The organism is Oxynema aestuarii AP17 (assembly GCF_012295525.1).
Classification (GTDB): domain Bacteria; phylum Cyanobacteriota; class Cyanobacteriia; order Cyanobacteriales; family Laspinemataceae; genus Oxynema; species Oxynema aestuarii.
In genome coordinates, this window is the sequence record NZ_CP051167.1 from 1,369,688 (window position 1) to 1,385,214 (window position 15,527).

General features: G+C 53.4%; 13 protein-coding genes. 9 read left to right on the top strand and 4 right to left on the bottom strand.

What is annotated here, in order from left to right:
- The first annotated feature begins 70 nt into the window (after positions 1 to 70).
- The 9 genes from HCG48_RS05445 (at position 71) to HCG48_RS05485 (ending at position 12,899) form a co-directional block, all read left to right on the top strand.
- A complete protein-coding gene (locus tag HCG48_RS05445; protein WP_168568237.1) occupies positions 71 to 259 on the top strand; it encodes a hypothetical protein in 189 nt (62 codons plus the stop codon).
- 184 nt (positions 260 to 443) lie between these two features.
- Positions 444 to 1,274, top strand: coding sequence for a photosystem II manganese-stabilizing polypeptide (locus HCG48_RS05450; protein ID WP_168568238.1), 831 nt, complete (start codon positions 444 to 446; stop codon positions 1,272 to 1,274).
- A 305-nt stretch (positions 1,275 to 1,579) separates the two neighbouring features.
- Positions 1,580 to 3,805, top strand: coding sequence for a serine/threonine-protein kinase (locus HCG48_RS05455; RefSeq protein WP_168568239.1), 2,226 nt, complete (start codon positions 1,580 to 1,582; stop codon positions 3,803 to 3,805).
- A gap of 260 nt (positions 3,806 to 4,065) precedes the next feature.
- Positions 4,066 to 4,611, top strand: a complete 546-nt coding sequence (locus HCG48_RS05460) for a hypothetical protein (protein WP_246259925.1) — start codon at positions 4,066 to 4,068, stop codon at positions 4,609 to 4,611.
- Between the two features lie 65 nt (positions 4,612 to 4,676).
- Positions 4,677 to 5,282 carry a hypothetical protein gene (locus HCG48_RS05465; RefSeq protein WP_168568241.1) on the top strand — a complete coding sequence of 202 codons (606 nt, stop codon included), beginning with the start codon at positions 4,677 to 4,679 and terminating at the stop codon, positions 5,280 to 5,282.
- A 119-nt stretch (positions 5,283 to 5,401) separates the two neighbouring features.
- Complete coding sequence (locus HCG48_RS05470; RefSeq protein ID WP_168568242.1) at positions 5,402 to 6,742, top strand: TIGR03279 family radical SAM protein; 1,341 nt, start codon at positions 5,402 to 5,404, stop codon at positions 6,740 to 6,742.
- Between the two features lie 185 nt (positions 6,743 to 6,927).
- A complete protein-coding gene (locus HCG48_RS05475; RefSeq protein WP_168568243.1) occupies positions 6,928 to 7,440 on the top strand; it encodes a PadR family transcriptional regulator in 513 nt (170 codons plus the stop codon).
- A gap of 418 nt (positions 7,441 to 7,858) precedes the next feature.
- Positions 7,859 to 9,694 (top strand): efflux RND transporter periplasmic adaptor subunit, encoded by a 1,836-nt coding sequence (locus HCG48_RS05480; protein WP_210437181.1) that lies wholly within the window; start codon positions 7,859 to 7,861, stop codon positions 9,692 to 9,694.
- Positions 9,695 to 9,704: 10 nt separating this feature from the next.
- Positions 9,705 to 12,899: an efflux RND transporter permease subunit gene (locus tag HCG48_RS05485; protein WP_168568245.1), complete on the top strand. Its 3,195-nt coding sequence runs from the start codon at positions 9,705 to 9,707 to the stop codon at positions 12,897 to 12,899.
- 156 nt (positions 12,900 to 13,055) lie between these two features.
- Here the strand turns inward: HCG48_RS05485 and HCG48_RS05490 are convergent, their stop codons facing one another.
- The 4 genes from HCG48_RS05490 to HCG48_RS05505 all read right to left on the bottom strand — a co-directional run bounded on the left by HCG48_RS05490 (position 13,056) and on the right by HCG48_RS05505 (position 15,420).
- On the bottom strand, positions 13,056 to 13,529 hold the full coding sequence (locus HCG48_RS05490) for a hypothetical protein (RefSeq protein ID WP_168568246.1): 474 nt from the start codon (positions 13,527 to 13,529) through the stop codon (positions 13,056 to 13,058).
- A 67-nt stretch (positions 13,530 to 13,596) separates the two neighbouring features.
- Positions 13,597 to 13,764, bottom strand: a complete 168-nt coding sequence (locus HCG48_RS05495; RefSeq protein ID WP_168568247.1) for a hypothetical protein — start codon at positions 13,762 to 13,764, stop codon at positions 13,597 to 13,599.
- Between the two features lie 108 nt (positions 13,765 to 13,872).
- Positions 13,873 to 15,000 carry a ribonuclease III gene (rnc, locus tag HCG48_RS26670; protein ID WP_168568248.1) on the bottom strand — a complete coding sequence of 376 codons (1,128 nt, stop codon included), beginning with the start codon at positions 14,998 to 15,000 and terminating at the stop codon, positions 13,873 to 13,875.
- Positions 15,001 to 15,066: 66 nt separating this feature from the next.
- Entirely contained in the window at positions 15,067 to 15,420 is a 354-nt protein-coding gene (locus HCG48_RS05505; RefSeq protein WP_168568249.1) for an HNH endonuclease, read from the bottom strand.
- Between the last annotated feature and the right edge of the window lie 107 nt (positions 15,421 to 15,527).

Consider the following 15,527-nt stretch of genomic DNA (forward strand, 5'->3'; position numbering starts at 1 on the left):
CGCAAAACTTCGGGGATCGATCGCGGCGAAAAGGTCGAAGTAGATCGACGGTTTTTCGGTACAATGCTTTATGGCATCTTGGATCGACATAGAACCCTTGCTGATTCGGTCCGTGCGAGGAGCGATGGAAAGAGCCACTTTCTCTCGCGATCTAAGCGTTACTGCCATTGGCAAACCCGCCTTGCCCGAACGGCGATCGGTCGAACGCGACTCGCGAACGATCGCCAACGGGGAATGCGAGGACTGTAGTTACGCTTGACACGAATCGGGTGAATTAGCGCGGACGTGGCGTTCCAGAGCGATCGCAATGACCGTTCGTCCCCCCGTCGCTCGCGATCGGGGCGTGCGGGTCGATCGCGGCGACGGGTGCCACGGCTGTAGGCTCGATCTCCAATAATATCGCCGGATGGGATTGTTTGAATTTTTAGAAACAGAGGTTGACCATGAGGTATCGCGCTTTAATTGCTGCACTCTTGGCCGTGTGCTTGAGTGTACTGACCGCTTGTAGTGAAGGGCCGGATCTGGCCAGTAAAGAAAATCTAACCTACGACGACATCAGAGGAACGGGCTTGGCGAACAACTGTCCGGAACTCGCCGAAACCGCACGGGGCTTTATTCCCTTAGACCAAAGTCAATCGTACTTATTAACGGACCTGTGCTTGCAGCCGACGGACTACTTCGTTAAAGAAGAAACGACGAGCAAACGTCAAGAAGGGGCATTCGTTCCCGGCAAACCCTTGACTCGTCGGACTTCGAGTTTAACGCAAATCCAAGGATCGTTGAATTTTGAATCCGACGGCAGCTTGAAATTTGTGGAAGAAGACGGGATCGACTTCCAAGCGATTACCGTGATGCTGCCTGGGGGTGAAGAAGTTCCCTTCTTGTTCACCGTCAAAGGCTTAGTCGCCTCTTCCCAGTCCAACCTGGAAAGCATCAACACGTCTACGGACTTTGAAGGCGAATATCGAGTTCCTTCCTATCGTAGTGCCAGTTTCCTCGACCCCAAAGGTCGTGGGGGGACCACCGGCTACGACACGGCGGTCGCACTGCCCGCCAGTGGCGACACGACCGATTACAACCGGGCCAACGTCAAACGCGCTTTGAGCGGTCAGGGACATATTTCTCTGAAAGTCTCTAAAGTAGACAGCCGCACGGGCGAAATTGCCGGAATCTTTGAGAGCGAACAACCCTCCGATACGGATATGGGGGCGAAAGAAGCGTTAGATCTCAAAATTCGCGGTCGTTTCTACGGTCGGATCGAACCGAATGCGTAAGTTGCATTAAGTTGACGATCGCGTTAACGAGCGATCGCCCGAAGTAAAGCGGCGGCGATCGCAACACGAAATTTTGAGGGGGGCAAAGCGGAACTGAGCCCCTCTTTTTTTTGCCCGTTCGACCCTTTTTGAGGGGGTCGGCGCGAGATCCCCCGAACTTCATCGAGAATCTTCGATCGAGAATTTTGTCCGTCTGCCACACCCTATCCAGAAGTGGGCCATCTACAATGCAAGATGAATAACAAGCTTACTGGGGCGATCGCCCGATCCCGAGCGTTCCCCTTCACCGATCGCATAGAGCTGCCGTGAGTTACTGCCTAAATCCCCATTGTCCCAAGCCAGCAGACCCCGTAAATGCTGACAATCGGATCTGTCGGCATTGCGGTTCGGCCTTGTTATTACCGCAAGGATATCGCGTCAGCCATCTGTTGGGAGAAGGGGGTTTTGCCAAAACCTTCGAGTTGTCCTGTTCGGGGCGATCGCCCAAAGTCTTAAAAGTCCTGCTCGATACCAACCCGAAAGCGATCGCCCTGTTTCGGCGAGAAGCTCAAGTCCTCAGTTCCCTCAACCATCCCGGAATCCCCCACGTCGAACCCGACGGCTATTTCACCTTTTGGCCGCGCGACAGTCACCAACCCCTGCACTGTTTGGTGATGGAAAAAATCGAAGGGACGAACCTCGAACAGTGGATGCACGGGCGCTACCACCAACCGATCGCCACGGACCTCGCCGTGCGCTGGTTCGTCCAACTGGTCGAAATCCTCGATCGCGTCCACCGCCAGCACTATTTCCACCGAGATATCAAACCGTCCAATATCATGCTGCAACCGGACGGACAACTCGCCTTAATCGACTTTGGCAGCGCTCGCGAAGTCACCGGAACCTACCTCGTCAAAGTGGGAGGCGGCCAAAAAATGACCGGGATTGTCTCGCCGGGTTACACCCCCCCGGAACAGTCCAACGGCAAAGCCGTCCCTCAATCGGATTTCTTCGCCCTGGGGCGCACCTTCATCTATTTACTCACCGGGAAAGAACCGGGGGAGTTTCCCGAAGACAGCCGCACGGGTCAACTCCTGTGGCGCGATCGCGCGGGGCGCGCTTTGGTGGGGCGCGATCGCCAAACCCAAGCCCTCGCGGACTTGATCGACTACACGATCGCCACTTTCCCCGGCAATCGCCCCCAAAATACTCAGGTGATCTTGCAGTGCTTGCAAGACATCGCCCGTCAAACGCCCCAGTTCGGCTCAACCCCCCCCCCGACCACTCCCAACCCCGCCCCAAAGGCCGGAAACGGACGATCGCCCCATCCGGCGATCGCCCGGATTCGCACCTACTATTCTGGGGTCGCGGTTCCCGCCAAATTACAACAATTCGCCCCGGCCCGCCATTCCCGGCGCCGTTCGCGCACGAAGCAGAAACGCAAGCGGATCGCACGGTTCAAAAACCTATTAGCGGGGGGCTTCGTGCTCGGCGTCGGCTTGAGTGCCACTCATTTTTACGGTTACCTGGACTTTCCGCCACTTTCGCGGGCGATCGCGTCGCTGTCTCAACCCCAGACCCCCATCACCGAAGTCGCGGTCAAGTCCCAAATCGACCTCGGACTCGGGCCGTCGTCCGCCCAACGGATCGCAGCCCCGGAACTGAAATTAGTCAAAACCCTCAATACCTTATGGGCCGTGAATTCCGTCGCCCTCAATCCGAATCTCGGGGCGATCGCCAGTGGCACCGCCGATAAAATGGTTACCATTTGGGACTGGCAAACTGGGGAAACTCGCTACACCCTCTCCGGACATACCCAACAAATCTGGTCCGTGGCGATCGCCCCCGACGGCAACACCCTCGCCAGTGCCAGCGCCGACGGCAGTATCAAACTCTGGAATCCCCGTAACGGCGAACTTTTACGCACCCTCACCGGACATCAAATGTCCGTCCTCAGCGTCGCTTTCAGTCCCGACAGCCAACGGCTGGCCAGTGGCGGCTACGAAAATGAAATTAAACTGTGGAATCCGACCACGGGCCAACTACTGCATACCCTCGTCGGACATCAAGGCTGGGTGTTTGCCGTCGCCTTTTCTCCGGATAACGAGCGCCTCGCCAGTGGCAGCCTCGATCGCACGATCAAGATCTGGCACCTCGGAACTGGGGAGTTAATGCAAACCTTGACCCTGGGATCCGAACGGGTGCGCTCGATCGCCTTCAGTCCCGACGGTCAACTGATTGCCGGGGGGCGCGGCGACGGTCGGATCGAGATTTGGCATCTCAATAGTGGCCGACGGTTGGCAATTTTATACGGTCATTCCGATGCGGTTTACACTCTCGCCTTCGACCCGCAGGGGCAACGGCTCGTCAGTGGGGGCGGTCCGTTGGATCCGACGATCAAACTGTGGCAGCTCTCGACGGGGGAACTGCTGCAGGTCATAGAAAGTCATACAGGTACAGTACACTCCCTCGCGATCGCCGCCGACGGCAAGCGACTGGTGAGCGGCAGTGAAGACAATACGATTCAACTGTGGCAGTTGCTTTCCCCCTGACGGGCGATCGCCGCCGACCCCCTCATTTTTCCCCTTCAGGGATGACTCGTGCAACCGTATAATAAGAGACAGATGGCGAGTTAAGGTGCCAGTGTAGGTAGGGGGAATGCGGTTTGCAAGCCAAGGAGATTGAAAATCAACTGAAAGAACTCATCGCAATCGCATCTTGCATCGAGCCTGCCTTGGCCTACAGGTTAGATCAAATTCGGCGTTGGATTAAAGACATCAAACCCGGTTCTCTTACTCAGAAAAAAGTTTTGATGGATTTTTTGTTGGAATTGATTTACGATGCCCAATTTTGGCTGGATTTAAAAATTCTGACGCCGGAAGAACGGGAGGAATTTTTCGATCGCATTGCACCGACCACTCGTTATTGGTACGAAGATTTATTTTATAAATGGTTTAGCGAACGCGATCGCAAGTTTTATACATGGAAACAAAAGTTAAGATCCGGCGAATTCGACCGCGAAGACGCTGAAATTGTCAATTCGATTGCCTCTCAAATTGAAAGCTGTGAAGGGACGATCGTCTATCGTTACGTTGCCGATTTGTCCATGGCGACGGACGCGATCGTCAGCAGTCCGACGGGACAACCCCTGTGCGTCCAACTGACCAGCATGTCCGATCGCTTCGCTCAAAACAAATACGAGCAGTGGGAAAAAACCCTCCGCGAATGGGGGATCGAACGGGGAATCTTTGTGAGTTACAATCCCGGAGGTGATGATTTTATCCTGAAATTAGTCAATGTTGTTTTATACAACAGCAAAAATTTGCCCGCCCAAAAATATCTCAAATTCAGTTTTTAAAGCTTTTAAAGCCGATTTAGTCTTTTTCTTTGACCTCCATCAAACAAGCGTTAATAAACAGTTACATGGTGACTACAAGCAGCATTTCCCGCGAAGAGCGCCTGGCGAAAGTTTGGCAATCTTTACAAACGGTCGAAAAGTTTCAACAGGAACGAGTCCGGTTTGGGGTCGATCGCGTGAATCTTCACGTTGAAGACGTAGACGGAGAGTGGCTGGAAAATTGGGGAGAAGACACCGACGGGAACGAACGGGAGGCGATCGCCTTACAACCGTGGTTCGAGGGTCAATTCCCCTTCGACTGGCAGCCGAAGGACATTCTCGGCGAGTCAACCCCGGGTCTGGGGTCGGAATCCGGGGCGATCGCGCGGACCAAAATTCTCGAATTAGAAGGCAATCCCGAACAACCCCTGGCGGTGACCGTCACCCTGCAACCTCGGGGGGAGAATGCCGTGCAAATCGGGGTAAAATTACAACCGTTGTGGCACGATGGGAACCTGCCGGAATACACCAAATTGGTGCGATCGCTCCCGGAAGGAGATCTCCTCGATAAGGCGATCGCCGACGGTCGCAACCGAGACCTCTCCCTCGACTTCGAGACGACTCTCGCCGAGCCATTCACCATCGAAATTGTCTCGGATCTCGGCAACGTTACCCTTCATTTCCACGCTTAATTTTCACGCTTACAGGGGGCGGCGATCGCCGATTGGCTCCGAGATCGGGGAGTTGTGCGGATTTCCCACAACCCTCCGTCCGGCGATCTCGCACCACCCTCTTTCCTGGGATACTCTCCATGAGTCAGCACTCGATCCAACCCGCTCGAATTACGAAAGTCTTACCCGATTCGATCGCTGCCGAAATCGGTCTCGAACCGGGAGATGCGATCGTGGCGATCGACCGTCAACCCCCCCGCGACTTAATCGATTACCAATTTCTCTGCGCCGAAGAATTCCTCGAACTCCAAATCCTCGACGCCAAAGGCAAAACTCACTATATCGAAATCGAGAAAGACTACGACGAAGACCTCGGACTCGAATTTGAAACCGCCTTATTTGACGGACTGATTCAATGCAACAATCGCTGTCCGTTCTGCTTCATCGACCAAAAACCGCCGGGGATGCGCAATACCCTCTATCTCAAAGATGACGATTACCGCCTCAGCTTTCTCTACGGGTCCTATCTGACCCTGACCAACATTACCGAAAAAGAATGGCAGCGCATCGAGCAAATGCGCCTGTCTCCCCTCTACGTTTCCGTTCACGCCACCGAAGCGGATATTCGCACTCGCCTGCTCAAAAACCCGCGCGCCGCTCTCATTCTCGACCAATTGCAGTGGTTTCAAGAGCGCCGCTTGCAAATTCACGCCCAAGTGGTCGTCTGTCCTGGCATTAATGACGGGATCCACCTCGATCGCACCTTGCAAGATTTAGCCAAATTTGGTGGCGGCGAGATCCCCGCCGTGGTTTCGGCGGCGGTGGTTCCGGTGGGACTGACCCGCTTTCGCCCCCCGGAAGACGAATTAATCCCGGTTTCGCCGGAAAAAGCCCGGGAAGTCATCGAACAAGTCCGCCGTTGGCAAGCTCAATTCCGCGATCGCCTCGGTTCTACCTTTGCTTGGCTCGCAGACGAATGGTTTCTGATTGCGGGAGAAGACCTCCCCCCCGCCTCGGAGTACGAAGATTATCCCCAAATTGGTAATGGGGTCGGTTCGATCCGCCAGTTTCTCGAAGCGTTCGATCGCGCCTCCGTCGCTCTTCCCAAAGCGATCGCCCCGTCTCGTTGCTTGACTTGGGTGGTCGGAAACGCTGTAGAACGGGCGTTCGAGCCAATTTGCGATCGTCTCAACCGGGTTGAAGGGTTGCAGGTTCGCATGGTCGCGCTCAATAGCAATTTTTGGGGACAGTCGATGAGTGTCACCGGAGTGCTGACGGGCCAAGACTTGCTCGAAGGTTTGCAGGATCGAGGGTTGGGGGACGGTTTGTTGCTTCCCGACGTGATGCTCAAACAGGGAGAAACCCGCTTTTTAGACGATCTGACCGTGGAGCAGTTGGCGGTCGCTCTCAACGTTCCCGTGATTCCCGTGAGCGGAATTGACGGGTTAATTGAAGCGTGCGCTCGGGGGAAAGTTGTTTAGTTTTTTGCCAAGTTTGCCGACTTTCCCCGGCGACCTCCCTCGACTCGCGGAAATTAACAATTTTATTTTTAAAATAGCTTTCAATTATAACTTAATTCATATTCAAAAACAATCTACATAAAGATTGTTAACAAAACGCGATCGAATCGAGTATACTGCGCTTTAGATATATCAATTTGATATAAATGCTCGAACTCGCCGCTTTAGGTTTGCTGCAACGAGAACCGCTTCACGGTTATAAGTTAAAGCAAGACCTAGAACTTTTTGTCAGTAGCTGTATTAGCGTCAACTACGGCGCCATTTATCCCCTGCTCAAACGGTTGGAGGAACGGGGTTATATCCTCGGCGAGAGGATAGAAAAGGGAGAGACTGGAATCAGTCGCAAGATTTATCAAATTACGGAAAAAGGGCGCGATCGCTGGCGTCAAAAGATGCTTGAATTGCCGAAAGAAAGCTGGGTCAACAGTCGTTCTCGATTTGGAATTAAGTTTTTTTTCTTCAGCGATTTGCACCCAGAAGAACGACAAAATTTAATTGATAAACGGATAATTGCTTGCCGTTTGCGATTAAAAGAATTTGAGGATAAATCAATTCCAGGCGATCCCTATCGGGCTAATATCTGGAAACGGCATTTATGGTTGTTGCGTTCGGAGATTGATTGGTTGGAAGACGTGCGATCGCAAGAAGGGGAAAGTTGAGACATCGAGGGAGAAGATGGGGAGAGAAAAGGGAAGAGGTCAAAGGTTAGAAAATCTGAGATCGGGGCGATCGCGCCTTGGCTGACGGGTCACCCAATCGGGTGAGACAAGTGCAGGAAGACAAAAGAGAGGAGTGATGATTAGAGTAGGAGTTATCTCCGAGAAATGAGTTCGATCGCCGTAAAAAAGGGCTAAAAGGGCGATCGAGAGACCTCTCACCCGATCGGGTGAAGGAATTGCGGGGGAGTAAACCTGATTTTGGGCGATTGAAAATAGACCCCTGGAGCGGGGGGTGTGAAGTGTGAACGATCGCTATCGAAGCAGTAAAATCAATCGGCGATCGCGATCTTCAATAAGTTCATTTGCGGTTCTCGAAAATTCAGGTTAAAAACCTCACTGAAGTTATCAAAAAACACACTTGCAGTCGATCGATGGAGGGGCGAACGTCATGGAGCGTTCCAGAAGGCAAAATCCTACAGTAGAACTTGAAGAAAAGGATGCGAAACTCGAAGGCGATCGCCCCTTCGAGACGGAGGAGAAAGGAAAGGAAATGGAATCGGAGCCAAAATCGAAACGAGGGGGGCGTGGGAAGTGGAACCCGGCCCGATCGCTCCGATTGAAAAATAACAAACAGCTATTGATTTGGCTGCTCGTGGCGATCGCCCTCGGGGTCGGCGGTACTTTTGGCTGGCAGTGGTGGAGCGGGCGCCAGTCCGGAGGAGCCAATAGCGCTCAGTCGGCGCCGGGAGGAGGGCAACCGTCCGGGGTGCCCGTGCGGGTTTCTCCGGTCGAGATGACCTTGTTGAGGGAAACCTCAGATTTTGTCGGCAACTTGGAAGCGCGCCAGTCCGTGGAGATCCAGTCGGAGAGCTCGGGAAGAGTCAGCGAGATTTACATCCGCGACGGCGATCGCGTCGGCCAAGGGGATCCCCTGGTCAAGATCGACGCGCGGGATGCCGAAGTACAGTTACAGCAAGCCCGAGCCGCCCAAGCTAGCGCCGAAGCGAGATTAGAGGAATTGCGCGCCGGACCGCGCCGGGAGGCGATCGCCTCGGCCCGGGCGCGACTGCAACAAGCCGAAGCCCAACTTGCCGAACTCAGAGCCGGAAATCGACCGCAAGAGATCGCCCAAGCCAGAGCGCGCTTGGAACGGGCGCGATCGAAACTGGACGCCTTGCGCGGCGGCAGTCGTAGCGACGAAATCGCCCAAGCCGAAGCCGCGTTAGAAGAAGCGAAAGCGCGGGTGGAGTTGAGTGCGAAGCGGGTGGAGCGCAATCGAGAACTGCTCGCCGAAGGAGCGATCGCCCGGGACACCTTCGACGCCGTACAGACAGAAAACGAACAGGCGCGAGCGAGTGTGGAACGGGCGCGCCAACGGATCGAAGAACTCGAACGGGCGCGACAAGAAGACATCGAGCAAGCGGAAGCCGAAGAACGGGAAGCGCGAGAAGCCTTTGACTTGCAGCGCGCCGGGGCTCGTCCGGAAGAGATCGCCCAAGCCGAGGCGATCGTCGCCGAACGAGAACAAGCCTTGCGCGAACTGGAAAACGGAACGCGACCGGAGGCGATCGCCGCCGCCGAAGCGCAAGTGTCCGAGGCGATCGCCCGGGTACGCGCCGCCCAAGTCCAATTAGAAGATACCGTCGTCTTCGCCCCCTTCTCGGGAACTGTGGGGGATGTCACCGTCAAACTTGGGGATTACGTGGATTCCGGCGATCGCCTGACCACCTTGACACAAAATCAGGCATTAGAACTCGAAATGCCGATCCCCGTGGAACGACTCGCCGAGTTGAGAACCGGATTGCCCGTAGAAATCACCGATAGCGCGGGCAACCCCTTAGCCGAAGGTCGCATCAGCTTCGTCTCGCCGACGATCGATCGCGACTCCCAAACAGTCCTGGCGAAAGCGAGTTTCGACAATGCCAAAGGACAACTGATCGACGGGCAGTTCGTGCGCGCCAAAGTGATTTGGGAACAGCGCCCCAATAGCGTCGTAGTACCGAGTAACGCCATTATCTTTCAAGGGCAAGATCGCTTCGTGTTCGTGGCCCGGGGGAGCGACCCGCAAGTTGCCGAACGCCGCGCCGTCAAACTCGGAACCGTCCAGGGCGATCGCTCCGAAATCCTCGAAGGACTCCGACCCGGCGACCAACTGATCGTCTCCGGCTTGCAGAAACTCGCCGACGGCGCCCCAATCATGCCTCTGGGCGACCCCCAAGCCGACGCCAGCCCCGCGACTGAAGCCCAACCGTAAGCCGCCAGCCATGTTTACCAACTTTTTCATCAAGCGTCCCGTCTTCGCGTCGGTCTGTTCGCTGTTGGTGGTCTTGATCGGACTGGTCGGCTATACCCGCCTGCCCGTCCAGGAATATCCGACCATCGACCCCCCCGTCGTCAACGTCACCACCGTCTATCCCGGGGCCAACCCCCAGGTGGTCGAGACCGACGTCACCGAAACCCTCGAAGCCGAAATTAACGGCGTCGAAGGCATTAAAACCCTCAGTTCCGTCAGTCGCGAATCGGTCAGCTCGATTACGGTGCAGTTCGACCTCGATCGCGATATCGACATTGCCGCCCAAGACGTGCGATCGCGGGTCGATCGCGCCCGGGGCAACCTCCCCGACGAAGTAGAATCGCCCATTGTCAGCAAGCAATCCGGGGACGCCTCCCCGATCATGTGGTTTGCCCTCTACAGTCCCGACAGTTCCTTCTCTACCCTCGAACTGAGCGACTACGCCGATCGCTTCGTCGTCGATGCCCTCGAAACCGTCTCCGGCGTCAGTAGCGTCATCATCGGCGGCGAGCGCAAATACGCCATGCGCCTCTGGATCGACCCCAAAAAACTCGCTGCCCGTCAGCTCACCGTTCTCGACATCGAACAAGCCCTACGCCGAGAAAACGTCGAAATTCCGAGCGGGATCGTCGAAGGGGAATCGTCGGAATTTTCCGTGCGGACCCTCGGCAGACTGCAAACCCCCCCGGAATACGAAAACCTCGTCATCGCCCGTCGCGAGAACGGCACCCAAATTCGCCTCAAAGATGTCGGACGAGCCGAAATCGGCGCCGAAAGCTATCGGTCCTTCGTGCGCTTTAACGGCGATCCTGCCGTCGGGTTGGGGGTCGTTAAAATTTCCAAAGCCAACACCCTCGACGTCGCCCGAGGGGCAAAAGAACGCATGGAACAACTCGCCAAAAGTTTTCCCTCGGGAATGAGCTACCGCTTGGCGTTCGACAGTTCCGAGTTTGTGGATTTGGCGATCGAGGAGGTCTGGTCCTCCCTATATTTGGCGATCTTCCTCGTCATCTTAGTCATCTTCTTCTTCCTACGCGACTGGCGCGCCACGATCGTTCCGGCGGTCACCATTCCCATCTCCTTGATCGGCGCCTTCAGCGTCATGTTTTTCCTCGACTTCTCGATCAACACCCTGACCCTGTTCGCCTTAACCCTCTGTACCGGGTTGGTGGTCGATGACACGATCGTCGTCCTCGAAAATATCGTGCGCTATATCGAGGAAAAAAATATGAAACCGCTTCCCGCCGCCTTCGCCGGAGTCGGGGAAGTGGTGTTTGCCGTGATCGCCACCACGGCGGTGCTGATCGCCGTGTTTCTCCCCGTCGGCTTCTCTGCAGGCACCACCGGGCGCCTGTTTACCGAATTTGCCCTGACGATCGCCGGATCCGTCGTGATCTCCTCCTTCGTCGCCTTAACCCTCGCCCCGGCCCTGTCCGGTCGCGTTCTCAAGCAACACGGGCAAATGACCGGGGGCATTTTTCACTGGATCGAAGCGAGCTTAGATTGGATACAAGCCGGGTATGCCTGGACTTTGCGCCGTTTGATGTCTTTGCGCTTGGTCGTGGTTCTCGGCTTTTTCGCCTCGTTAGCCCTGACCGCTTACCTGTTCGGACTCGTCCCCCAAGGCTTTCTCCCCACGGAAGATCGCGGCGCCATTTTTACGATCGTGCGCGGACCGGAAGGGGTGACCATCGACTACACCGATCGCGTGTTAGAACAAGTCGAACAGGTCTACAGCGAAGTGCCGGAAGTTCGCAGTTACTTTACCGTCGGCGCCCTCGCCCGCCAAGGCCCGGGAGAAGTCAATCAAGGATTTGCCTTCGTCCGCCTCAAAACCTGGTCCGAACGAACCGAACCGGGACAGTCGCAACAAGCCGTCATCGGCGGACTCTACCCGAAATTGGGGGCGATTACCGATGCCTTCGTCTTGCCGATCGACCCGCCCGCCTTACCCGGTCAGGGGTTCAGCCAACCCGTACAGTTTGTGGTGCAAGGGACCGACCTGCAGAAATTGGCCGATATTTCCGCCCAGGTGGCCAATAAAGCCAGACAACTGCCGCAATTGGTGAATATCGACACGGATTTAAAACTGAATAAACCGGAGTTGACGATCGCGATCGACCGCGCCCAAGCGGCGAATTTGGGCATTTCCGTGCAGGAAATTTCCCGAACTTTGCAAATTCTGCTCGGTGGGGAAGAAATTACCAATTTCAACCGAGGCAATCGCCGTTACGAGGTCGTCGTGCAAGCGGAGGACGAATTCCGCGCCAACCCCGATGACATTCGCGATTTTTACATTCGCACTCAAACCGGACAACTGGTTCCCCTCAGTAGCGTGGTGACCGTGACGCCGAGTACGACACCCCCGGCGATTAACCATTACAATCGCTTCCGGGCGGCGACGATCGAAGGGAGTCCGGCCCCCAATGTCAGCTTGGGGGAAGCCCTGACGGCGTTGCAGCAGGTGGCGGACGAGATCGTTCCGGAAGACATGCGAACGGCGTTAAAAGGAACGTCGTTGGAGTTTAAAGAAGCAGGTCAGGCGACGTTTTTTATCTTCGGATTGGCGTTGGCATTTATTTTTTTGGTTCTGGCGGCCCAGTTCGAGAGTTATATCGATCCGTTGATTATTTTATTGGCGGTTCCCCTGTCGTTGTTGGGGGCATTAGTGGCTTTACTGTTGGCAAAAATTGAGCTGAATGTTTACAGTCAGATCGGCTTAATTATGTTGATCGGGTTGTCTACAAAAAACTCGATTTTGATCGTGGAGTTTGCCAACCAACGGCGGGAGGAAGGGTTATCGATTGTTAAGGCGGCGTTAGAGGCGGGGAAAGTTCGTTTTCGCCCGATTTTGATGACGGCGTTTTCGACGATTTTCGGCTTGATGCCTCTGGCGCTTGCCAGTGGCGCCGGGGCCGCCAGTCGGTCGGCGATCGGGATGTCGGTGGTCGGCGGGATGTTGGTGTCTACGCTGTTAAGTTTGTACGTGGTTCCGGTGTTCTACACGATCGCCATGAAAGCGCAATATCGCCTCAGTCACCGGGGTCACAAGGAACAAGACGATCGCTATCTCGGCGACTTGTTGGGAGAGGCCCCGACCGAAGCGTTACACGGATACGACGGCGGACGAGATCCGTCGAGTCGGGAACCGTCGGAGATTCCTTAAAAAGCCGATCGAGGGGGAATCAAAAAGACTGCAAATACTACAATACCCGGCAGAGATGCCGGGTATTTTTTGAAGAAAGACGCGAGAGTCCGTTCACTGAGATCGACGACTGGGGAATCGGATTCCAAGTTCCCGATTTGGTGGCGGGGTTCTGGGTCAGTCGATTTGAGATTGAAAATTGCCTAAATGAGGCGATCTCCGGATCTTTTGGCGATCGAGTCCGGCTTTAATCCAAGTCATACATTCATATTCGGTTTCAAACAGTTTGGGGGCGGCAATATTGTTTAAATTATCCGGTTTGTAGTGATCGTAATAGTATTGGCGACCCACTTGATGGATGATAATCAAATCGTAGTGATAGGTGTAGCGGGCTTTAAACAAGTCGAAACGGTCGAGAACGTCGGAGTTTTCTTCTAAATGTTCTCGGGCAATTTCGATTGTTTCTTTTAGATTACTCGAATACATTCCGGCGGGATTGTCGGCTTTGTGAAACTCGCCTTTATGTCCGAGGGCGGAGAGGAGTTTGTAGGAGTAAATGTTTTCTCCGTTGACGCGATCGAAACAGTAGGGAATGATCAGATGTCCGCAATACGCGACGGATTTTTCGTAGAGTAAGCGGTTATTTTTCATTTTAGATTTTAGATTTTAGATTGGGGGAATTTTAAAAATTTTGGGCGTTCGACCGCAACTAACGCCCCTAGGGCGATCGCTCAATTTCATCTAGATGGCGCACTGATGGGGAAGTCGCGATCGTACTCCCGGTGAGTCTATCATTGTCGGTGCTGTAAACGACCGGATCGGGGGGGCGATCGGGTATTGTTAAAACTAATGCTTTACCTTGACACTGATTTATAGCGGTTTTCACCCGTCCTCAAGTTCGCCGGGACGAGTCAAGTTCCCCCCGACGATCCCCGATGGACGGGAGTCTCTCAAAAAAATTCAAGTATCGAATCGTACAGAACTCATCAAACTACTATAAAACACCGACTTTTTTTAATCCATTTTCAGCCGCCCGTTTTTCCGCTTCCTTCTTAGTGCGACCCCTTCCCATTCCATAAACTTTGCCTTGAACTTGCACTTCAGCCGTGAATTCTTTGTGGTGATCCGGCCCACTTTGATCCACAATAATATATTCTGGATGACAACTAAAATGTTCGAGCGTCCATTGTTGAAAACGATTTTTAGAATCGACTAAAATCGGCGCGCTAATATCAGTTTGCATATCATCAAAACTTTCCGCCGCCGCAATAAAAAGCGGTTCGATAAATTCCCAAACTGCATCCAAACCGGAATCGAGAAAATAGCCGCCGACGATCGCCTCAAACGTATCGCTCAATAAAGATTCATTATTATACCCTTTATCTTTAATCGCTCCTTTTCCGAGGCGAATTTGCTTGCCAATTTCGAGATAATTAGCAAAATCTGCAAGTTGAACTTCATCGACTAAAGCCGATCGCAATCTTGTTAATTGTGCTTCGTTAATTTCCGGATAGCGATTGAATAAAAAGCGACTGCTGAGAAAATTTAAAACCGAATCGCCTAAAAATTCCAGCCGTTCGTTATCCTCGCCAGCGTTAGCATGTTCGTTGACATAAGACCGATGAGTTAACGCCCGAATTAACAAAGAAACATCGCGAAAAACAGGCAATTTTGCCGTATCGGGCGATCGCTCGATTGGCTGGACTTCATCGGCTAAATCTAGTAAAACTTTACTAGAACCGCCTTCTCTCGCAAAAACAACGGTTTTCTTTCCTTGCGCTTTGAGAATCGAAAGCAATCCAGAAAAATCCCCATCTCCGGAAACAATAATAAAAATATCGGCGGATTTGTCGCCAAATGCTTCTTGAGTCGCATCGACAATCAACTGATAGTCAACGCTATTTTTACTGGTATCCGGTACGTCAATTCTTTCAAATCCCAAGCGTTCTATATATTTAGCGCGATCGCCGTTTTCTTGCTTCCAATTAGAATAAGCGCGCTGATGGGATACGCTTCCTCTTGTTTTAACAAAATTGACTAATTTATCCGCTAATTCGGAGGTTATTTTAATATTTTGACAATCCCAATAAATGGAAAGTAAAGGTTTTTTCTTTCTGGGCATTTTTCCAATCCCGTGAGGAGTTGACGATTCAAGGGGATGTTGTTAATAATGGGAGGATCTGTAAAATCAGCCCTCTTTTATCCCCAAACTATGAGCAGGTGGATAAAGACTATTTCCCCGGGCGCGGTTGCACTCCACGCAAGATAGACGTAAATTTTCTAAAGAATTCGATCCTCCCCGACTTTTGGGGATTAAATGATCTAGGGTTAACTGCTTTTTAGGAAGATTTTTACGACACCACCAGCAACACGCGCCGTAAAGGGTCACGAGTTTATTTTTCTTATTGCGTTTGGCGTGACAGTTCACAAGGGTGACTCCTGTTTTCAGGAAGTGTTCGGCGATTGGACTCGGAAACAGACTGTTGAAAAACAACGAGTTTTCCACCCCTCGTCCGTTGGAGCTTTTCGGCTGAATTTGCATTGTAACCGCACATTTTCTAGAAGAAGTTCCCCGCCCCACCAACGTTTTACTCGCTGGGAATGTGCAAATACAGCGCAAATTCAACAATAACTAATAAAAATTAGCAA